The organism is Loktanella sp. 3ANDIMAR09 (assembly GCF_001420005.1).
GTDB lineage: Bacteria > Pseudomonadota > Alphaproteobacteria > Rhodobacterales > Rhodobacteraceae > Loktanella.
This window is the reverse complement of the sequence record NZ_LJAK01000006.1, coordinates 181,464-202,134: the sequence shown is the minus strand read 5'-3', so window position 1 is coordinate 202,134 and position 20,671 is coordinate 181,464. Positions and strand designations below refer to the sequence as shown.

Annotated in this window: 15 protein-coding genes; 12 read left to right on the top strand and 3 right to left on the bottom strand. The window is 62.9% G+C overall.

The window, feature by feature from the left end:
* Nucleotides 1–365: 365 nt before the first annotated feature.
* Nucleotides 366–1,052 carry a D-lyxose/D-mannose family sugar isomerase gene (locus tag AN189_RS11200; RefSeq protein WP_056035589.1) on the bottom strand — a complete coding sequence of 229 codons (687 nt, stop codon included), beginning with the start codon at nt 1,050–1,052 and terminating at the stop codon, nt 366–368.
* A gap of 213 nt (nt 1,053–1,265) precedes the next feature.
* Between AN189_RS11200 and AN189_RS11195 the strand changes: the two genes are divergently transcribed.
* The 11 genes from AN189_RS11195 to tal all read left to right on the top strand — a co-directional run bounded on the left by AN189_RS11195 (nt 1,266) and on the right by tal (nt 18,222).
* Nucleotides 1,266–2,420: an efflux RND transporter periplasmic adaptor subunit gene (locus tag AN189_RS11195; protein WP_083484363.1), complete on the top strand. Its 1,155-nt coding sequence runs from the start codon at nt 1,266–1,268 to the stop codon at nt 2,418–2,420.
* On the top strand, nt 2,417–5,539 hold the full coding sequence (locus AN189_RS11190) for an efflux RND transporter permease subunit (protein ID WP_056035587.1): 3,123 nt from the start codon (nt 2,417–2,419) through the stop codon (nt 5,537–5,539). Before AN189_RS11195 ends, AN189_RS11190 begins: the two co-directional genes overlap by 4 nt.
* A 102-nt stretch (nt 5,540–5,641) precedes the next feature.
* Nucleotides 5,642–7,798: a malate synthase G gene (locus tag AN189_RS11185; RefSeq protein ID WP_056035585.1), complete on the top strand. Its 2,157-nt coding sequence runs from the start codon at nt 5,642–5,644 to the stop codon at nt 7,796–7,798.
* A gap of 139 nt (nt 7,799–7,937) precedes the next feature.
* A complete protein-coding gene (locus AN189_RS19155) occupies nt 7,938–8,534 on the top strand; it encodes a hypothetical protein (protein WP_157057461.1) in 597 nt (198 codons plus the stop codon).
* Between the two features lie 298 nt (nt 8,535–8,832).
* Nucleotides 8,833–9,669, top strand: a complete 837-nt coding sequence (locus tag AN189_RS11175; RefSeq protein ID WP_056035580.1) for a bifunctional allantoicase/(S)-ureidoglycine aminohydrolase — start codon at nt 8,833–8,835, stop codon at nt 9,667–9,669.
* A gap of 72 nt (nt 9,670–9,741) precedes the next feature.
* On the top strand, nt 9,742–10,737 hold the full coding sequence (locus AN189_RS11170; protein ID WP_253279603.1) for a type I glyceraldehyde-3-phosphate dehydrogenase: 996 nt from the start codon (nt 9,742–9,744) through the stop codon (nt 10,735–10,737).
* A gap of 50 nt (nt 10,738–10,787) precedes the next feature.
* Nucleotides 10,788–11,141: a hydroxyisourate hydrolase gene (gene uraH / locus AN189_RS11165; RefSeq protein WP_056035577.1), complete on the top strand. Its 354-nt coding sequence runs from the start codon at nt 10,788–10,790 to the stop codon at nt 11,139–11,141.
* A gap of 108 nt (nt 11,142–11,249) precedes the next feature.
* Entirely contained in the window at nt 11,250–12,485 is a 1,236-nt protein-coding gene (locus AN189_RS11160) for a urate hydroxylase PuuD (protein WP_056035574.1), read from the top strand.
* Between the two features lie 43 nt (nt 12,486–12,528).
* Nucleotides 12,529–13,764, top strand: coding sequence for a DNA repair exonuclease (locus AN189_RS11155; protein ID WP_083484362.1), 1,236 nt, complete (start codon nt 12,529–12,531; stop codon nt 13,762–13,764).
* Nucleotides 13,764–17,189: a YhaN family protein gene (locus tag AN189_RS11150; RefSeq protein WP_056035571.1), complete on the top strand. Its 3,426-nt coding sequence runs from the start codon at nt 13,764–13,766 to the stop codon at nt 17,187–17,189. The genes AN189_RS11155 and AN189_RS11150 overlap by 1 nt, the downstream gene beginning before the upstream one ends.
* Before the next feature lie 91 nt (nt 17,190–17,280).
* Nucleotides 17,281–18,222, top strand: coding sequence for a transaldolase (tal, locus tag AN189_RS11145; RefSeq protein ID WP_056035786.1), 942 nt, complete (start codon nt 17,281–17,283; stop codon nt 18,220–18,222).
* Between the two features lie 74 nt (nt 18,223–18,296).
* On the opposite strand, the gene AN189_RS11140 is transcribed toward tal, so the two are convergent.
* Nucleotides 18,297–19,004, bottom strand: a complete 708-nt coding sequence (locus AN189_RS11140) for an anti-sigma factor (RefSeq protein ID WP_056035569.1) — start codon at nt 19,002–19,004, stop codon at nt 18,297–18,299.
* The gene (locus tag AN189_RS11135) at nt 19,001–19,552 is read right to left on the bottom strand and encodes a sigma-70 family RNA polymerase sigma factor (protein ID WP_253279602.1); all 552 of its coding nucleotides are present in this window, start codon (nt 19,550–19,552) and stop codon (nt 19,001–19,003) included. The genes AN189_RS11140 and AN189_RS11135 overlap by 4 nt, the downstream gene beginning before the upstream one ends.
* Before the next feature lie 322 nt (nt 19,553–19,874).
* On the opposite strand from AN189_RS11135, the gene AN189_RS11130 reads away from it, so the two are divergent.
* Complete coding sequence (locus tag AN189_RS11130) at nt 19,875–20,657, top strand: DUF4394 domain-containing protein (RefSeq protein WP_157057460.1); 783 nt, start codon at nt 19,875–19,877, stop codon at nt 20,655–20,657.
* The last annotated feature ends 14 nt before the right edge of the window (nt 20,658–20,671 follow it).

Sequence of the window (20,671 nt, the reverse complement as noted above, 5' to 3'; positions counted from 1 at the left end):
GATTATGCAGGACGCGCAGCAGTGATGTTGTGGTCGTCGCGTGGTGGGGCTTGATCTGCCAGGGTTAGCCCGCCGCGCGGCGATGGTGCCGAGATGGCACTGTGTAACCTGTTCGCAGCTGCAGCATCTGCGCCAGATTTTTTCACGGCTTGATGGTCAGGTGGTCGGGGGTGCCTGTTTTCCGCGCAAGGCGGCCGTCGCATGCCGCATTTTCACGCAGTTCCCGAAGCATAACGCCGATGTGATCCGCGTGCCGTGGCGAAATTCACGTCAACTTCGTGAATCGGTCTAACGCGGTCGGGGGCTTGGTCTGTCGTCGCGGGCGATGTCGCACTGAGGGTCCGGCCATGCGCGCGGTGCCTGGGTCAGGACAGCCAGGCCGGGTAGTCGCTGACCAGCAGATGCGTGGGGTCGGTGTCTTCTTCGATCTGGGCGAACCGGCCCAGCGGTGCCTGAAACACGTTGTCGGTTTCATCGTCGTTGACGGTGCTGACCTCGCCGATCAGGACGTCGCCGCCTTCGCCCCAGAACGCGTGCCAGTCGCCGGGGCGCAATGTCACGCTTTCGCCCGGCGCAAGACGCAGTTTTTCACCGGGCGCATAGGGCCGCGCGATCCCGTCGCACATGACAACACCGCCGCGATCCTCGGCAAAGCCGCCCTGATCGTCGGACCCGTAGAGTTTCACCACCAGCGTGGCCCCGCCACGGTTGATGATGTCCTCTGCCTTGATGATGTGGGTGTGCATCGGTGACAGCTGATCCTGTCGGGAAATCAGCAGTTTTTCAGCGTAGCACATGCCGCCGCCGCCTTGCAGGTCGGACAGAAGACCGTTGCGCAGGGTGAACAGGAACAGCCCCATGTCGTCAAACCGGCCACGCCCGTAGTCGGTGATGTCCCAGCCGCAACGCGCGTTGATCACATGCGCGGCGTCCTGCGTCCGCGCCTTGAATGTGTCCGGCGTCCAATAGGCAAAGGGGGGCAGAACAAAACCATAGTGCCGGATCATGTCATCCGCTGCGGCCATGATGTCGTTGATTCTGGACCGTTTCATCGTATTCCCCCCTGCGATGCGCCCGAGCACCCTAGGCGTGGCCGCGGGGCAATTCAATTGGCCGCAAAGTTGCGCAAATCCTGATCTGTGCGCGACTGAGATCGCTATGTGCGCTGCGTAGCAGGGTAATTTGGGGCTCTGGGCTTGCTTCACCCCCGCCTTGCACCCCAAATAGGCCCAAATCTGCGCGTTTGGCGCAGCGGAGACCATTTGATGACCAAGCCACAGGCCCAATCCGCAGCACCACAGACAGACAGCACGGCACAGACCCGCCGCAGTCTGCGTTTTTCCGACGATAAAGGGGCTTCGAAATCCACGTGGATCGCGGGACTGTTCGTCGTGCTGATCGTGGGCTGGATGGGCAGCGGGTTCGTGGTCCCGTCCGAGGATGCAGATCCGGTGGTCAGGCGCACGGCCCCTGAACCCGTGGCTGTTGCCGTCACGCCATCGGTGGCGGAAACGGTGACCCAGTTCTTTCAGGCCGAAGGTCAGGCATTGCCCGACCGTGACACGATGCTGGTGGCCGAAACCTCTGGTGACATCGCCGAGGTGCTGGTCCGCAAGGGGCAGGATGTCGCCGCCGGTGACGTGATCGCCCGTTTCGACCCGTCCAACAGTGATGCCGATACCAGGCGCGCCGCCGAACAGCTGGCCTCTGCGCAGCGCGAATTCGACAACGCACAGCAGTTGCTGGATCGCGGCGTGGCGACGACCGACCGGGTCACGGATGCGCGTGCCGCACTTGCAGCCGCACAGGCGCAGGTGACCGCCGCCGAACAGACCGCGAATGCGCTGGCGATCACCGCCCCCTTTGCCGGGCGGATCGAAACGCTGGATCTGGATGCCGGAGAATTCGTCACGGCCGGAACAGCCGTTGGCCGTCTGGTCGACATCACGCCGCTAACCGTCGCCATTCAGGTGCCGCAACAATCCCTGACGCGCCTGACCGTCGGACAGCCTGCCACCGTGCGTTTCATCACCGGTGAAGACCGCGAAGGCACATTGAGCTTTGTCGGAACCTCGGCGGCGGCTGAAACCCGCACCTTTCTGGCCGAAATCGAAATCGCGAATGACGACGGGGCCATTCCCGCGGGTATTTCCGCCGAAGTCAGCATTCCAACGGGCGAGGTCACGGCGCATTTCCTGTCGGCCTCGGTCGTGTCGCTGGATACCGACGGCACCTTGGGGGTGAAAACCGTGGCCGATGATGATACGGTCGCATTCTATCCCATCGAGGTGGTCAGTGCGCAGATCGACGGCATCTGGGTCACCGGTCTGCCGGATGATGCCGCCGTCATCACGGTCGGTCAGGGCTTCGTCAACGCAGGTGAAACAGTGATCCCCAGTGAACAGGACATCACACAATGAACGCCATCATTGACGCAGCATTTTCGCGGTCACGGGTGATCGTTCTGGCGCTGTTGATGATCATGGGGATCGGGGCCTTCGCCTATACGGCGATCCCAAAGGAGGCCAACCCGGAAATTCCGCTGCCGCTGTTCTACGTGTCCACGGGGCTGGACGGCATCAGTCCGGGTGACGCCGAACGCCTGCTGCTGGAACCGATGGAAACGGAATTCGCCTCGATCACCGGACTCGACAGCATGAAATCGGACGCGACCGAAGGCTTTGCCAGCATCCAGCTGGAATTCATCGCCGGTGGCGACAACCAGGAGGCGCTGGACAAGGTCCGAGAGGCCGCCGACCGCGCGCAGGGCGAATTGCCCGAGGACGCAAACGACATCATCATCACCGAAATCAACACGGCCCTGTTCCCGATCATCACGGCCGTGCTGTCAGGTCCGGTGCCGGAACGCACGCTGAACAGCATCGCAGAAGACCTGCAAACAGAATTGGAAGGTCTGTCCGGCGTGCTGGAGGCCGAGATCGGTGGCCAGCGTTTCGAATTCCTGGAGGTTCTGATCGACCCCACGGTGTTCCAAACCTACAATCTGTCCTTTGATGAACTGATCGGGCAGATCCAGCGCAACAACCGGCTGGTCGCGGCAGGCGCGATCGAAACCGGGTCGGGGCGTATCGTCCTCAAGGTGCCGGGCCTGATCGAGGACCTCGAGGATGTGATGGCGATGCCGGTCAAGGTGCGCGGCGATGCGGTCGTGACCTTTGGCGACGTGGCCACCATCCGCCGCACGTTCGAGGACCCCGATTCATTCGCCCGCATCAACGGGCAGCCCGCGCTGGCGCTGGAAATCACCAAGCGTTCGGGGGCCAACATCATCGAGACCGTCGATCAGGTGAAAGCCACGGTCGAGGAGATGCGCGTCGACTGGCCTGACAGCGTCAATGTCACCTACCTTCAGGATCAGTCCAAACAGGTCAAGGATCTGCTCAGCGACCTCGAAGCAAACGTCATCGCGGCCGTGATCCTGGTGATGATCGTCATCGTGCTGGCGCTGGGGTTCCGGTCATCGGTGCTGGTTGGTCTGTCGATCCCCGGCGCATTTCTGGTGGGTGTGATCGCGCTGTGGGTGTTCGGGTTCACCATGAACATCGTGGTGCTGTTCTCGCTGATCCTGGTGGTGGGCATGCTGGTGGACGGTGCGATCGTCACGACCGAACTGGCCGACCGCAAACTGCAAGAGGGTGCCGCCGCCAAGGAGGCCTACGCCTTTGCCGCGAAACGGATGGCCTGGCCGATCCTTGCGTCCACGGCGACGACGCTCTGCGTTTTCTTTCCCTTGCTGTTCTGGTCGGGGATGGTCGGCGAATTCATGAAATTCATGCCGATCACCGTGATCCTGACACTCTCGGCGTCCTTGTTCATGGCGCTGGTATTCATTCCCGTGGTGGGCGGCCTGATCGGCAAACGCCAGCCGCAGACCGCCAAGGCCAAGGCGGCATTGCACGCAGCCGAACTGGGTGATCCGCGCGATATCGGCGGTCTGACGGGTCTGTATGTGCGCGTGCTGGAATGGGCGATCCTGCGGCCCGGTGCGACGCTGTTGCTGGCGGTGGCCCTGCTGCTGGGCGGTTTCGGGCTGTACGGTCAGTTCGGGCGCGGGGTGACGTTCTTTCCGTCGGTGGAACCTGATTTCATGCAGGTCCAGATCCGTGCGCGCGACAATTTCTCGATCTTTGAACGCGACGCCCTGGTGCGCGCGGTCGAGGACCGTCTGGTGGACTACGACGAAATTGCCAGCATCTACGCCCGTTCGATGATGAGCGCGGGGCAGGGTGACGAAGAAACGATTGGTGTCATCCAGCTGGATCTGACCCCTTGGGACACCCGCCGTCCCGCGGCCCAGATCGGCGAGGATATCCGCGACAGCGTGGCCGATATCGCGGGCATCGACGTGCAGGTCCAGACCCAGAGCGAAGGCCCCGCCGCAGGCAAGCCCGTGAATATCGAGATCACGTCGCGCAACCCCGACCTGCAACCGGCAGCCGTTCAGCAGATCCGCGACATCATGGACGAAATGGGCGGTTTCACCGATGTCACCGACACGCGCGCCGTGCCGGGGGTCGAGGTTTCGATCCTCGTGGACCGGGCCGAGGCCGCACGTTTCGGGGCCGATGTCAGCCTGCTGGGGCAGGCGGTGCAACTGTTGACCCAAGGTATCACCGTTGCGGATTACCGCCCCGACGACGTGGACGGGTCGCTGGACATCCGCGTGCGTTTCCCGCGCGAGGAACGGTCACTTGCGGAACTGGCAGGCCTGCGTGTGCCGACCACATCCGGTCTTGTGCCGATTTCGAACTTTGTGACCTTTGCCCCCACGGACCGCACCGGGGTCATCCGCCGGATCGACGAAAAACGTGTGATGACCATCGAGGCCAACGTGGCCCCCGGCGTGCTGGTCAACGATCAGGTCACCGCGTTGACCGCCCGCCTGAACAGCGCCGATCTGCCCGAAGGTGTCGAATTCAGTTTCGGCGGCGAGGCCGAGGATCAGGCCGAGAGCATGATCTTTCTGATGAGCGCATTCGCCACGGCCATTTTGCTGATGTTCGTGATCCTGCTCATCCAGTTCAACAACTTCTATCAGGCCTTTGTGGTGATGAGCGCCATCATCTTTTCCATCGCAGGTGTGTTGCTGGGATTGCTGATCACCGGGCGGCCCTTCGGGATCGTGATGGGCGGTATCGGTGTCATCGCGCTGGCGGGGATCGTGGTGAACAACAACATTGTTCTGATCGATACCTACAATGACCTGAAAAAGGCAGGCCAGTCCCCGCTGGAGGCCGCATTGCGCACTGGCGCACAGCGTCTACGGCCGGTGTTCCTGACCTCGATCACCACCGCACTGGGCCTGATGCCCATGGTGATCGGCATGAACATCAACTTTTTCACCCGCGAAATCGTGCTGGGCGCGCCGTCGACACAGTGGTGGACCGAATTGTCGTCGGCCATCGTGGGCGGTCTCGTGGTCGCGACCGTCCTGACGCTGGTCGTGACGCCCGCGATGCTGATGCTGGGCGAACGCCGCGCCCAGCGGCGCGTGCCGCAAGGTCTGCCCGCCGAGTAGCACAGGGCACTGTCGTTTTGGGGTTTGCCCCCGCGCGGTTTGGCCTAAGTTGCGCCAGACGCGCGCGTAGCTGCGCCATGCATATCAACGGGGGGACAGCAGATGACAGATCGTTCAGAAGGCCGGGTGGAACGCGCGGGCCTACAGGTATCAGAGGTCTTTGCCGCCTTTGTCGAAGACCGCGCCCTGCCGGGCACAGGCGTCGATTCATCCGCGTTCTGGGACGGTTTTGCGGCCCTGATCAATGATTTCGGTCCGCGCAACCGCGAACTGCTTGCCACGCGGGACGCGCTGCAAACCCAGATTGACGATTGGCATCACGCCCGTGCAGGTCAGCCGCACGACCCCGTTGCCTACAAGGCGTTTTTACAAGAGATTGGCTATCTCGTGCCCGAAGGGGACGATTTCGAAATCGAGACGACCAATACCGACCCCGAAATCGCGACCGTGGCGGGACCGCAGCTGGTGGTGCCCGTCACTAATGCGCGTTTCGTGCTGAACGCGGCGAACGCGCGCTGGGGCAGCCTCTATGATGCGTTCTACGGCACCGATGCGATGGGCGCGGCCCCTGTCGGCGGCGGCTACAACGCAGGCCGTGGTGCGCGGGTGGTGTCGCGTTCCGCCGTGTTCCTCGATGATGTATTCCCGGTCGAGGGTGGCAGCCACGCGGGGGCCGCCAGCTACCGGATCGCGGATGGCGCATTGCTGGTCGACGGGACGCCGCTGATGCAGCCCGAGAAATTCGCAGGCTATCAGGGCGACCCCGACAGCCCCAATGCGATCATTTTGCGCAACAACGGCCTGCACGTGAAACTGGTTTTCGACCGCAGCCATCCCATCGGCAAGTCAGCGGCCTCTGGGCTGGCTGACGTTGCGCTGGAATCGGCCCTGTCCGCGATTGTCGATTGCGAGGATTCGGTTGCCTGTGTGGATGCCGAGGACAAGGTGCTGGCCTATGGCAACTGGCTGGGCCTGATGCAGGGCGATCTGTCCGAAACATTCGACAAGGGCGGGCGGACGATCACCCGCGCCTTGCACGCCGATCAGGTGTTCACCGCAGCAGACGGCGGCGACCTGATGCTCAAGGGGCGCGCGTTGCTGTTGGTGCGCAACGTGGGCCATCTGATGACCAACCCCGCGATCCTGGACGCCCAAGGCGCAGAGGTGTTCGAGGGGCTGATGGACGCGATGATCACCACCCTGATCGCGATGCATGACCTGAAAAAGGACGCAGGCATCCGCAATTCGACCACCGGGTCGGTCTATGTCGTGAAACCGAAAATGCACGGCCCCGCAGAGGTCGCATTCACCAACGATATCTTTGCCCATGTCGAACGGGTGCTGGGCCTGCCGGAACACACGGTCAAGCTGGGGATCATGGACGAGGAACGCCGCACCTCTGTGAACCTCAAGGAATGTATCCGCGCCGCCCGGCACCGGGTCTGTTTCATCAACACCGGGTTCCTCGACCGGACCGGCGACGAGATTCACACCTCGATGGAGGCGGGACCGTTCAGCCGCAAGGATTTCATCAAGCGCAAGGGCTGGATTACCGCCTACGAAAACCAGAACGTCGATATCGGTCTGGAATGCGGCCTGTCCGGCAAGGCACAGATCGGCAAGGGCATGTGGGCCGCGCCCGACAACATGGCCGCGATGCTGGATGCCAAGGTCGAACACCCGCTGGCCGGTGCGAATTGCGCTTGGGTGCCCAGCCCGACGGCCGCGACGCTGCACGCGCTGCATTACCACAAGGTGAACGTGGCCGCCGTGCAGGACCGCCTGCGCAAGGGCGGCAGACGCGCCTATGTCGAGGCGCTGCTGGACATTCCCACCGCCAGCTATCGTCGCTGGACCGACGACCAGATCCAGCGCGAGGTTGAAAACAACGCGCAGGGTATCCTGGGTTACGTGGTGCGCTGGATCGATCAGGGCATCGGTTGTTCCAAGGTGCCCGACATCAACGACGTCGCCCTGATGGAGGACCGCGCCACCTGCCGCATCTCTGCCCAGCATATCGCCAACTGGCTGCGCCATGATGTGGTCAGCCGCGATCAGGTGATGGAGACGATGAAACGCATGGCGCAGGTCGTGGACGGCCAGAACGCGGGCGATCCGCTGTATACGCCGATGGCTCCGTCATTCGACGGCATCGCGTTTCAGGCCGCGTGTGACTTGGTGTTCGAGGGTCGCACGCAGCCATCGGGCTACACCGAACCCGTGCTGCATGCCCGCCGTCTGGCATACAAGGCGCAGTAAAGTTTCAAAGGGGCGGCCATCGGGCCGCCCTTATGCAACGAGGGTGGCCAGCCTTGGCCGGCACGCCGGGCCAGCGGCCAAAGACTGGTCAGTCAGAATGCATGCGCGGTGAGGCCGGGGACGTCCGGTATGCGGGACAATGCTGCCGTTGATTGTAGCTCCGAGCATGTCTGCTTGCGTGCGCTTGGCAACTACAGGCCGTCGTGCAATAGGGCTCCCAAATTTCAGTTTGGAGACAACTGCTATGTTTGTTGGTCTTGTACCAATACCAGAAGGAACGCCTTGGTTTTACCTCGATGAAGAACAATCGAAGCACTTTACATCTGAGCTAAAGAAAGAGGTCGGCCCGGCTCACTTCCTCTTCGAATGGCACGAGAAACTCATCGTAATCGCCAAATGCGCAGCGAATGATGATGTATTGGTTGGCGTAGACGATGATTTCCGGCGTTTCTTTTGGGTTCATCTCACCTTATCTGGAAAAATCGACCAGTTCCCAAGCCGTTATCCAGATGCGGGTCCAGTTCTCAATTCTGATCTTGTGAAATTCTTTGACAGCTATTGCAATGTGTCGGAAGGGGAACTCTATCCGAAGTTCAAGTTGGACCAAGCGGCTTTGCTGGAGAGGATTTCTGCAACTTTAACCGATTTGGAACAGGCCGACGAGATCGTGATCTGCAGTGCCTCAACCCACCTAGTGGCCAGAAAATTGCTCGAAGCAATTCGATATTCCGTTTGAAGTGGTGTCACTGACCTCGAGGTTCGGAAGCGGACCTGACTGCTACGTTTCTAGGAACATCAAATGGACATTCGTGCACAGCGCAGCAAGTGTCACTTTGGGCTCAAACCTGTCGTTCGGCAAGAAACGATCGAGGCCCGTTGCCGATGCTGCTGTGTCCAAAGCACCTGCGTGGCAACACCTGCGGTGTCGGGCGGCAGGCTTTGGATATTCCGGCGAGGTGATATCGTCCGTTTTCCCATGGTAACGGGACACGACGCATCCGATACTGCGGCAAACATCAACGCGAGGGGACCCTATGCCAGCCAGTTATTACGCGCCCACCGGCGGGCATCCGGGGCAGGATCAATTGCTGACGGACCGTGCCGTGTTCACCGACGCCTATGCCGTCATTCCGCGCGGCACGATGCGCGACATCACGACCAGCTATCTGCCATTCTGGGACGCGACGCGGCTTTGGGTGATTGCGCGGCCCATGACCGGTTTTGCCGAAACCTTTTCGCATTACATCATGGAGGTCGGCCCCGGTGGCGGCTCTGACCGCCCCGAACTGGACCCGCAGGCCCAAGGCGTCTTGTTCGTGGTGGATGGCCATGCGACGCTGACGGTGGGTGGTGCCACGCATGTCCTGACCCCCGGCGGCTATGCCTATCTGCCGCCCGGCAGCGATTGGGCGCTGCGCAACGCAGGCGACGCGGCCGTGCGGTTTCACTGGATTCGCAAGGCCTATGACGCCGTGCCGGGGCTGGATGCGCCCGATGTGATCATCAGTCATGACGACGATGTGGCCCCCACCGTCATGCCGGATACGGACGGCAGGTGGGCGACCACCCGGTTTGTCGATCCGTCCGACCTGCGCCATGACATGCATGTCACCATCGTGACGTTCCAGCCCGGTGGCGTGATCCCGTTTCTGGAAACGCATGTGATGGAACACGGGCTCTATGTCCTGCAGGGCAAGGCGGCCTATCGTCTGAACACCGACTGGGTCGAGGTCGAAGCGGGCGATTACATGTGGCTGCGCGCCTTTTGCCCGCAGGCCTGCTATGCGGGTGGTCCGGGGCCGTTCCGTTACCTTTTGTACAAGGACGTGAACCGGCACATGCCCCTGCGTCCCCTGACTGCCATACGCTAAGGCATCTTGCGACCGGCGGCGGGCTGGTCCAGCCTGCCGCCTGACGCAACCACCCGAACAAAGGGCAAGACCATGACCCGGCCCATGCAGGTCTTTATCAACGGCTTTGGCCGGATCGGGCGGACGGTGCTGCGCCAGCTGCTGACCGATCCCGCCCACGCGGATATCGTGGTGGTCGGGATCAACGACATCGCACCTGCCGACAGCTGCGCTTATTTGTTTCAATACGACAGCGCCTTTGGCCCGTTTCCCAAGCGCGTGCGCGCCGACACGGGCATGTTGCATGTGGGTGACCGGGCATTTGCGCTGACCCGGCACAGCGATCTGGCGCAGGTCGACCTGACGGGCGTGGATGTCGTGCTGGAATGCACGGGCCGCGCCACCACCCGCCCCGTGGCCGAGGCCGGGTTGCACGCCGGGGCGCGCGCGGTGCTGATATCAGGCCCGTCCCCCGTGGCGGATCAGACCGTCGTGCTGGGTGCCAATGCCCGGACTCTGGGTCGCGCGCGGATCGTATCCAACGCCTCCTGCACGACCAATGCGATCGCACCATTGCTGCGGGCCATGGATGCTGCCTTTGGCATCGCTGCCGCGCATGTGACGACGATCCATTGCTATACGGGCAGCCAACCCACGATCGATCTGCCGGGCCCCAGCCCGGAACGCAGCCGTGCGGCGGCCGTGTCCATGGTGCCGACCACCACGAGTGCGGCCCATCAGGTGACAGAGGTCCTGCCGGACTTTGCCGATCGTCTGAGTGTATCTGCCGTGCGCGTTCCGGTGCATTCGGTGTCAGCCATCGACGCCGTTTTTCAGCTGCGCAACATGCCCGACGATGCACTGTCGGCGCTGCACGAGCTGTTCGCGGATGATCCGGTCATCGGGCTGACCGATGATCCTTGCGTCTCGACCGACATGCGCGCGCGGCCGGAATCGCTGATACTGGCGCTGCCGCAGACGACCGCGGTGGCACCCGCGCAGCTGCGCCTGTTTGGCTGGTATGACAACGAATGGGGATTTTCTGCGCGGATGATCGACGTGGCACGGCTGATGCAGGCCCGCAATTGAGGGTGCGCCACGTCCCACAGAATGAACCCTAACCAAAAAGCGAGGACGCGATGACCGGATTTTTGACGACGCATGTGCTGGATACAGCCCGCGGACAGCCAGCAGCAGGGCTGCGCATCGACCTCTATCGTCTGACGGGCGAAGGGCGGCAGCATATCACGACACTGACCACCAATGCCGACGGGCGCACCGACAGCCAGATCCTGCCTGCGGCTGATTTCGCCTGCGGCAATTACGAACTGGTGTTCCACGCCGGTGCCTATCTGGACGCGCTGGGTGTCCCATCGGGCACCCCGCGTTTTCTGGACGAAATCCCGATCCGCTTTGGCATGGCCGAGCAGACCCATTACCACGTGCCGCTGCTGCTGTCGCCGTTCGGGTATTCCACCTATCGCGGGTCGTGATTCGTCTGTGATGGTGATTATTTTTCGTGCATTCGTCCGATCTGTTCCTCATGGCGCAACGGCCCGGCAATCCCTAGTGTGATCCGGTGATCATGAGAGGAGCCCGCCATGTATGACTTTGCCGTTCTCTGGGACTGGATCGCCTTTTCGGTCCGCTGGCTGCATGTCATCACGGCCATGGCGTGGATCGGGGCGTCATTCTTTTTCATCGCGCTGGATCTGGGGCTGAAAAAGGCGCCCGACATGCCGCACGGCGTCCACGGCGAGGAATGGCAGGTTCACGGCGGCGGGTTCTATCATATCCAGAAATATCTTGTCGCTCCCGACAACATGCCGGCGCATCTGATCTGGCACAAATGGCAAAGCTACATCACCTGGGTGTCCGGGGCGGCATTGCTGATGATCGTCTACTGGGTCGGCGGCGAACTGTATCTGCTGGACCCGACCAAGGCAGAGCTGACGCTGTGGCAGGGGATCATCATTTCGGGCGGGTCCTTGACCATTGGCTGGCTGGCCTATGACGCGATGTGCAAATCCAGCCTGGGTGAGCGGCCCACGCTGCTGATGTTGCTGTTGTTCGTGATCCTCGTGGTGATGTCCTGGGGTTACAACCAGATATTCACGGGCCGCGCGGCGCTGCTGCATCTGGGCGCGTTCACCGCCACGATCATGACGGCCAACGTGTTTTTCCAGATCATGCCGAACCAGCGGATCGTCGTGGCGGACCTCAAGGCCGGGCGCACGCCCGACGCCAAATACGGCAAGATCGCCAAGCTGCGGTCGACTCACAACAATTATCTGACGCTGCCGGTCGTGTTCCTGATGCTGTCAAACCACTATCCGCTGGCCTTTGCCACGCCCTATGCCTGGATCATCGCCAGCCTGATTTTCCTGACCGGCGTGACCATCCGGCATTATTTCAACACCATGCATGCAACGGGCAGTGGCCCGCACTGGACGTGGGGCGTCACGGTTGTGCTGATGCTGGTGATCGCATGGCTGTCGTCGGTCCGACCCACCGACACCTATGAGGACGCGGCGGCCCGGCCCCTGACCGCGCATGAACAGCAATATGCCGCGGCCGCCGGGTTCGATGCGGCCTATAACGCGGTGATCGGGAATTGTTCGATGTGCCATGCCCGCGAACCGGTCTGGGGCAACATGCAATGGGCACCCAAGGGCGTCTATCTGGAAACCCCCGCAGACGTGGCCCGTCACGCAGGCCAGATTTACCTGCAAGCCGGGATCAGCCATGCGATGCCGCCGCCCAATGCCATCCAGATGGACCCCGAGGCCCGCCGCGCCCTTGTGTCCTGGGTGCGTGCCGCGCGCGCTGAATCTTGAGTTCCACCAGACCGCCTGACATGCTGCGGCCCGGAGGTCACCCTTGATCAAGATCCTGCATACCGCCGATGTCCATCTCGACAGCCCGTTGAAATCATTGGCGCTGCGCGATGCGGACCTGCGCGACCGCGTGATTGCGGCGACGCGGGCGGCCTTTGCCCGGATCGTGGACGTGGCGCTGGACCAGCGAGTCAGCGCCGTCTTGATCGCGGGCGACCTGTTCGACGGACAGGCACGCAGCGCACGCACCGGGGCGTTTCTGATCGGCCAGCTGGATCGTCTGGCAGATTCAGGCATCCGTGTTTTCTATATCAAGGGCAACCACGACGCGGACAATCCGGTCACGGGTCAAATCGACCTGCCCGGCAACGTCCATGTGTTCGATGCCCGTGGCGGCAAGGTCGCACTGGCTGACGATCTGTGGATCCACGGCGTCAGCTTTGCCGGGCGCACGGCACCCGAAAGCCTGCTGCCGCGCTTTTCCGCACCTGTCGGGGGGGGCGTGAACATCGCGATGCTGCACACGTCGCTGGCAGGGGCCGCGGGGCATGATCCTTATGCCCCTTGCGCGCTGTCGGACCTGACCGGGGCAGGGTTCGATTACTGGGCCTTGGGCCATGTGCACGGACGGCAGGTGCATGCCACTGAGCCCTGGGTCGTCATGCCCGGCATGCCACAGGGTCGCGACATCGGCGAGGCAGGGCCCAAGACCGCCAGCCTGCTGACCATTGATCAAGGGCGTATCACGGTCGAGACGGTCGCCACCTCGGTGGTGGAATTTATCCGTAGCACGGTCGACACCACCGACGCAGGCGATGATGACGGTCTGCGCAGGATGCTCCGGCACCATGTCCAGGATATTGCGCGGGGGTTGCGAAGTGACACGGGTGTCATGCGCCTGACACTGACCGGCATGCCGGCCCGTTACTGGCAGATCCTGCGGGATGCGGATTTCTGGACGGAACAGTTGTCCCAGATGCTGCGTGATACCGGCGTGCTTTGGCTGGATCGGCTGGTGCTGGATGTGCGCGCACCGTCGTCCGAGGCGGATCAGACTGGCGCAACAGCAGAGCTCGCGCAGGCCATGGCCGATCTGACGGCTGACCCGGCTTTTGCCGCTGCTGCACAGGCCTTGGTCGCTGATACGCTGGGGGATCTGCCTGCGTCGCTGCGCGCGCGCCTGATGCCCGATGCGGCGGCGGTCCCCGACTTGACGACCCGATTGTCCGCGCGTGGCGCACGCCGCGTCACGGCCATGATGAAAGGGGCGGTCGACTGATGCGCCTGCGCAGTCTGACACTGGAACGGTTCGGGCATTTCACCGACCAGACCTATGATTTCGGAGAGTCAGCGGGTCGTCCGGATTTCCACATCATCTATGGCCCCAACGAGGCCGGCAAGACCACCACAATGGAAGCGGTGCTGCGCCTGTTCTACGGTTTTCCGCCGCGCGATGGGTATGGGTTCAAGCATCAGCGCAAGAATCTGCGCGTCGGTGCGCTGCTCGATGTGGACGGTCAGCTGACCCGGCTGACCCGGTTGCCGACCAAGACCGCCAACCTGCTGGATGCCGCAGGCCAGCCTCTGCCGGAAAGCGCCATGGCGCAGCATCTGGCCGGGTTGTCGCTGGCGGATTACCGCAGCCTGCTGTGTCTGGACGACGAGACCATCGAAAAGGGCGGCGAGGAAATTGCGCAGGCCAAGGGCGATATCGGGCGGCTGCTGTTTTCTGCTGCGGCCGGCGTGGCCGACCTGACCACCGTGCTGGACCGGGTTCAGGCCAGTGCGGACGACCTCTATCACAAGACCAGACGCAAGACGCGTGTCGGCGACCTCAAACGGGCGCTGACTGACATCGACCGCGCCATTCGCGACCGCGACACCAGCGCCACGGCCTGGCGCGGTCTGAAAAAGGCGCTGTCGGATGCGCAGGCATTCGAGGCTGCGATGCGCGAGACCCGCGATGCGCATCACGACGAACTCGCCCTGCTGGCAACCTGGCGGCGGGCCTTGCCGCTGCTGGCGCAGGTGGAGGCCCTGACAGCGGCGGTGGCGGATTTCGCGGATTACCCGGTCGCGCTGGACTACGACCCGGACAGCATCGTCGATATGGTGGCCCAGGATCAGCGGATCGGCGCGGATATGCAGCGCCTGACCGATGTGCTGTCAGACCTTGCCGCACAGCGCGATGCCTTGCCGGATGACCTCGCAGACGTCAGCCTGCCGGATGCGCTGGACGCGCTTGCCGATCTGCAGGCACGGGACGCGACAGCACGCATGGATGTGGACCGCAGGCGGGCCACGGCTGATGAGGCGGCGCGGGCGATGGCGATAGCCATTGCGCCGCTGGGTGATGGTCTTGATCCGATTGCGCTGGTGCTGGACCCAGATGCGATTGATGCGCTGGATGCCCTGCGGCTGACCCAGCGCGAGGCGATGCGTGTGGCCGAGGATCAGTTGCGCGAACTGGGTGCGCTGACGCAGGCGCGGGACGATGCGCAGGCGGCCTGTGACGCGATCCGTGGCACATCCCCTGGCGGCACCGGCATTGCGGCGATCCTTGACCGGCACGACGCTGTCCGACTGGCCCCGGCGCATGCCACCGCGATCGCCGCCGCGTCCCGCGCGCAAGAAACGGCGCAGATTGCCTGCGATGCGCTGGGCGTGCAGATGGATGATCTGCCCGCCTGTCCGACGACGGCAGGACATGCGCAGGATCTGGTGGACCGGGCCGCAGGATTGACGCAGGAACTGACGCAGGCAGAACGGTTGGCCGCACAACATCAGGCAGATGCAGCCGCCGGTGACGCACGGGCGGCTGTCCTGCTGGTTGATGCCACATTGGTCAGTGACGTGGCACTTCGGGATCTGATCGCCACGCGTGATCAGCGCTGGGCGGCGCACCGGGCCGCGTTCGACGATGCAACGGCGGATGCCTTTGCCGCGGCCATGATACAGGTGGACACGGCACTGGGCGCGCGGGCAGCGCGTGCCGTCGAACTGGGGCAGTTGCGGCAAATCCAGCAATCAGCGGCAGAGGATCGCGCCCGTGCGCAGGCCGCAAAGGCCGAGGCAAAGCGGCTGTCTGACCAGATCGCGGGCGTTCAGGATCAGATTGACGCCGCGGCGCAATCGGTCGGGCTGCCAGCGGGGCTGGCGCCTGTGGATTGGCGTGACTGGGTGACACGCCACGGTGAAGCTGTCGCGGCACGGGAGGCCGCGCGTCGCACGGCACAGCAGCATCAAGGGACCTTGGACCGGGCGGATGCGCTCTTGGATGCACTGCGGCCCGTTCTGGATCGCAGTGTGATGGATCTGGCGGCTGCGCTGGAGGCAGCCCAACCATTGATCAAGGCCGAACAGGCAACGCGCAGTGCTGCGGAGTTGGCCCAGGCCCGGCTGGATTCGTTACAAACCGATCTGGATCAACGGCGGCAACAGGCCGATGCAGCCGTTGCGCACCGGGATGCAGCGCAGCGCGCGTGGCGCGCCCGTGTGGCGGACCTGCTGGGCGACAGGGTTGATCCCGACCGGCTGGAACCATCGCTCGCGCCATTGCGCACCCTGCGCCACGAGGACGACCGCCGCCGTACCGCAGAAAGCAGGGTTGCGACGATGCTGGCCGATCAGGCGCAATTCGCGCAGGCCGTGTCCGCACTGGCACGGGACCATGATGTGCCCGAGGGTGCGACCGCAGCAGAGACCTGCGCGCGCCTGCGCGAGGCCTCGCAAGCACAGCGCAGGGTGGCTGAACGACGGGCGTCCTTGACGACGCAGGAGGCGCAGGCCCGCACGCAACTGGCCCGGCAGCAAGAGGCGCAGGCAGAGCTTGCGGCGCGACTGCTGGCGATGGCGGCCATTTTCCCCGACAGGCTGGCCGTGACCACGCTGGACGGCCTGCGGCAGGCGACCCGTGATGCAGTCCGCGTCATCGACGACCGTGCGCAACTGGCCAAGAGTCAGACCGCGCTGCTGGGCGAACTGGGCGTGCGCAACCTTGAACAGGCCCGCGCCGTTCTGGCGGACGTGACTCTCGCCGGGCTGGACACCCGCACAGACCGGGCGCAATCGGCCCTCGCGGAGGCCGAACGCGCACTGACCGCCGCGGTCGAGGCGCGTGTCGCTGCGGCAGCGGCCCTGGCACAGGTGACGGGGGATGCCGATATCGCGCAACTGTCGGAACAACGCGCTACGCTTGAACTGGAACTGGAATCCGCGATCATCGACCATCTGGAACTGACGCTGGGACACAGGCTAGCCGATCAGGCGATCCGTCGCTATCGCGACAGCCACCGCGGCGCGATGATGACGGCGACGGAACACTGTTTTGCCACGCTGACCGGCGGGGCCTACAGCGGTCTTGTCACGCAATCGGACGGTTCTGCGGAAACCCTGATGGCGGTCGATTCCGGCGGTGTGGCCAAGGGTGTAGCCGACATGTCCAAGGGCACACGGTTCCAGCTCTATCTTGCGCTGCGGGCGGCGGCGCATGCGCAGATGGTCGCGCAGGGCACACGGTTGCCGTTCTTTTGCGACGATATCTTTGAAACATTCGACGAAACGCGCACCAGCGCCGCCTGCCGGATGATGGAACAGATTGGCCGGTCGGGGCAGGCGATCTATCTGACGCATCATGCGCATGTGGTCGACATCGCGCGGGCGGTCTGCGACACACCACCGATGGTGCACAATATTCAGGGCTGACGGTTCACCCGCCCGACTATCGGGTGGCATGCCGCTGCGGTTCGGGGAATACTGCGCACAACAAAGATCCATTGGATAAAGGATGCAAATCATGACGAACGTGTTGGACCAGCTCCGCGAGATGACGACCGTCGTTGCCGATACCGGCGAGGTCGCGGCGGTCAAGAAATACGAACCCGTCGACTGCACGACCAACCCGTCATTGGTGCTCAAGGCGCTGACCGATCCTGCATCAGAGGATCTGGTTTCGCGTGAACTTGACGCGGCCCGCAAGGCAGGGCTGACAGCCGAACAGGCGGTCGAGGTGCTGACCGTGGCGATGGGTGCGGAACTGTCCGCATTGGTTCCGGGCCGCGTATCGACCGAAGTGGACGCCTGCCTGTCGTTCGACACGGATAAATCCGTCGCTCGTGCGCGCGATATCATCGCAGAATACGACCGCCGCGGTGTGTCAAAGGACAAGGTGCTGATCAAGCTGGCCTCGACCTGGGAAGGCATCCGGGCCGCCGAGATCCTGCAAGCCGAAGGAATCGACTGCAACCTGACGCTGCTGTTTTCCATGGCGCAGGCCGTGGCCTGTGCGGATGCCAAGGCCTTTTTGATTTCGCCCTTCGTGGGGCGCATCACCGATTGGTACAAAAAGGCCGAAGGCCGCGACAGCTATGCCCCGGACGAAGATCCGGGCGTGAAATCCGTGCGCGGCATCTATGACTATTACAAATCCAACGGCATCGACACGGTGGTGATGGGCGCATCATTCCGCAACACCGACCAGATCAAGGCACTGGCCGGTTGTGACAACCTGACGATCGCGCCCGCCCTGCTGGACGAGATGGCCAATGACCCTGCCGATCTGCCGCGCGTACTGTCGCCCGAGAACGCCAGCGGTGTGGCCCCCGTCGCGATGGACGAGGCGACGTTCCGCTGGCAGATGAACGCTGACGCGATGGCCACCGAAAAACTGGCAGAAGGTATCCGCAATTTCGACGCGGACCATCAAAAGCTGATCAAGGTGATCGCCGACCGCATGTAAGCGCTGCTGTGCCACGACAAAAAAGGGTGGCGCATCCGGTTGGGATGCGCCCCCTTTTTTCGTCTGGCCTGATGTCAGCCTTGCAGTGCGGCAAAGCCCTTGCCGATGATCGGCCCGGTGGGGCGACCGGTCGGTGATCCGCCCAGCGGTTCCAGCGTGACTTCGTACAATTGCTGACCATTGGGGTTGGGCAGATCGTCGAAATCCAGAAACGCCGGGCGCGCGCCGTCCAGAACGCCCAGTGATGTCGCGCCGATTTCCGGTGAAGGCAGCGTCCAGGCCTGAAGGCTTTGACCATCGGGCACGGTGATATCGGCCACAAAGCGGACCTGAGCCGTGTCGTTGCCGTAATCCTCGATCACCGCTTGCGGATTGCCTGCATCGTCCAGCAACACGGCAACCACCACCGGGTCCGGTCCCGGTGTCTGCCAGCCTGCGCCGAACCCCAGGCCCAGCCCCACGAAGCTGGCCGCCGCAACGGCAGGCCAGAACCTGCGGGGCGGATGCGGATCGTTGGCGGGCTGCGGCGACGACAGGGGGGCGGGGGCAGGGGTGGCCGCCGCCAGCTGTGCGCGCACTGCGTCCATAAGGTCCGGCGAGACCGGTTGCGGCACGGCGGACAAGTCCAGTGGCAGCAATTGGTCACGCAGCCGTCCTACGCGGGCGGCCAGTTCCGGATCGCGCTGGATGATTTCCTCGATCAGCGTTGCCTCGGTTTCGCTGAGCAGGCCCAGAACATAATCATCAGCCAAAAGGGTCAGGTCATCGGACAAAGTGGTCATGCAAGGCACTCCTTGAGGGATGTCAGACCACGGCGGATCCACGATTTCGTCGTGCCTAGCGGGACATCCTGTTTTGCTGCGATTTCGCCGTGGCTGTAACCGCCGACGTAGGCCAGCAGAATGGCCTCTCTGTTCTTGTCCTCGAGTCCCCGCAAACAGTTCTGCAACTTTGACCCGCTGGCAAGGATTTCCCAATCCTGCGTGGGGTCGATGCCTTGCCGGGCCTCTTGCATGGTCGCAAGGTCCTCTGGTGTCATCAGGCTCAGCCGTTTGCCGTCGCGTAGGATGTTCAGACACCTGTTGCGGACGATCGCGTAGATCCAGCCGCGCGCCGAACCACTGGTGTCGGAAAACTGGTGCGCCTTGCGCCAGATCTGCACCATCGCATCCTGTAGCGCATCCTCTGCCAGATCGCGGCGGCCCAGAATGCGGGTGGCGACACCCAGCAGTTGCGGCCCCTCTATATTCAGGATCTGTGCAAGGCCCGCATCATTTTTGGCCGCGCATTGTCTGAGAGCATCGCGCAGTTGCGCTGTCCTGTCGGTCACGTCTGTCATCCTATCGCGCGCCCTGCCCGCAGGTGGGTGCTGCCTGTATGTCATGTTCATGCCGAATGTCGGTGGGTTCGGGGCCAGTTGCAACATCGTCTCTCCTATTGAGAGGGTGACACGCGAAACTTTGCTTTGGATGCAGGCAAGGGGGCCAAACCACGTGGATCAAAAAATTTTCTGAATAAAACCATTTATAATCAGTGTCCTGTGAGAAATTTGAAATTTCTTATGCTTCTTTGCATCCGTTTGGCGATCTGCCGTGTCTTCAGGGCAAGGACGGCAAACACGCTGTCTGTGAAACGATCAACAGGAGATTTCCATGTTCCGTATTCTCGCACTTTCCACCTCTGCCATTGCTTTGTCTGCAACTGCCGCGGTGGCCGCCCCGGCCCTGGGTCTGGTCGGTGACAAGACGCTGGTGATGTTCGACACCGAAACGCTGGCTGTGTCCGGCACGATGGATGTGACCGGCGTCGACAGCCTGCTGGGCATCGACCTGCGTCCGTCCAACAACACCGTCGTCGGCGTGACCCCAGACATGACCATCGTCAGCATCGACACCGCCACCGGCGAGGCCACCGAGATGTCCACGATGGACACGCCGCTGCCTGTTGCGGATTCGCAGGTCATCGTCGATTTCAACCCGGCCGCCGATCGTCTGCGTTTCATGACCGATACCACCAACCACCGTGTCAATGTCGACACCGGTGAGGTCACGGTCGACGGCAGCCTGGATTGGGTCGAAGGCGACATGCACATGGGCGAAACCCCTGATATTGTGGCCGCTGCCTATATCAACAGCTACGGTCAGCCGGAATCCACCGCGATGTATGACATCGACGCGACGATTGCGGGGCTGATCCAGCAGACCTCGCCCAACGACGGAACATTGTCGGCCATCGGCAAGCTTGGCCTTGATGCGCCTGCGCAGGCCTATGCCTTTGACGTCCAGACCACGGCAGAGCTGGAAAACACCGCGTTCCTGGTGAACGGCAACACGCTGTATACCGTTGATCTGGCGACGGGTGCCGCGACGAGCGTCGGCATGATCGAAGGTGTTGACGGCGAAATCCGCGACGTCACCGTTCTGCCCGCGATGTAACCCCAATACGCATT

Coding starts and splice junctions, on each gene's coding strand:
- AN189_RS11175 (WP_056035580.1), top strand. CDS start 8,833: ATGCCAGCCAGTTATTACGCGCCCACCGGCGGGCATCCGGGGCAGGAT.
- AN189_RS11195 (WP_083484363.1), top strand. CDS start 1,266: ATGACCAAGCCACAGGCCCAATCCGCAGCACCACAGACAGACAGCACG.
- tal (WP_056035786.1), top strand. CDS start 17,281: ATGACGAACGTGTTGGACCAGCTCCGCGAGATGACGACCGTCGTTGCC.
- AN189_RS11190 (WP_056035587.1), top strand. CDS start 2,417: ATGAACGCCATCATTGACGCAGCATTTTCGCGGTCACGGGTGATCGTT.
- AN189_RS11160 (WP_056035574.1), top strand. CDS start 11,250: ATGTATGACTTTGCCGTTCTCTGGGACTGGATCGCCTTTTCGGTCCGC.
- AN189_RS11140 (WP_056035569.1), bottom strand. CDS start 19,004: ATGACCACTTTGTCCGATGACCTGACCCTTTTGGCTGATGATTATGTT.
- AN189_RS11170 (WP_253279603.1), top strand. CDS start 9,742: ATGACCCGGCCCATGCAGGTCTTTATCAACGGCTTTGGCCGGATCGGG.
- AN189_RS11150 (WP_056035571.1), top strand. CDS start 13,764: ATGCGCCTGCGCAGTCTGACACTGGAACGGTTCGGGCATTTCACCGAC.
- AN189_RS11130 (WP_157057460.1), top strand. CDS start 19,875: ATGTTCCGTATTCTCGCACTTTCCACCTCTGCCATTGCTTTGTCTGCA.
- AN189_RS19155 (WP_157057461.1), top strand. CDS start 7,938: ATGCTGCCGTTGATTGTAGCTCCGAGCATGTCTGCTTGCGTGCGCTTG.
- uraH (WP_056035577.1), top strand. CDS start 10,788: ATGACCGGATTTTTGACGACGCATGTGCTGGATACAGCCCGCGGACAG.
- AN189_RS11200 (WP_056035589.1), bottom strand. CDS start 1,052: ATGAAACGGTCCAGAATCAACGACATCATGGCCGCAGCGGATGACATG.
- AN189_RS11185 (WP_056035585.1), top strand. CDS start 5,642: ATGACAGATCGTTCAGAAGGCCGGGTGGAACGCGCGGGCCTACAGGTA.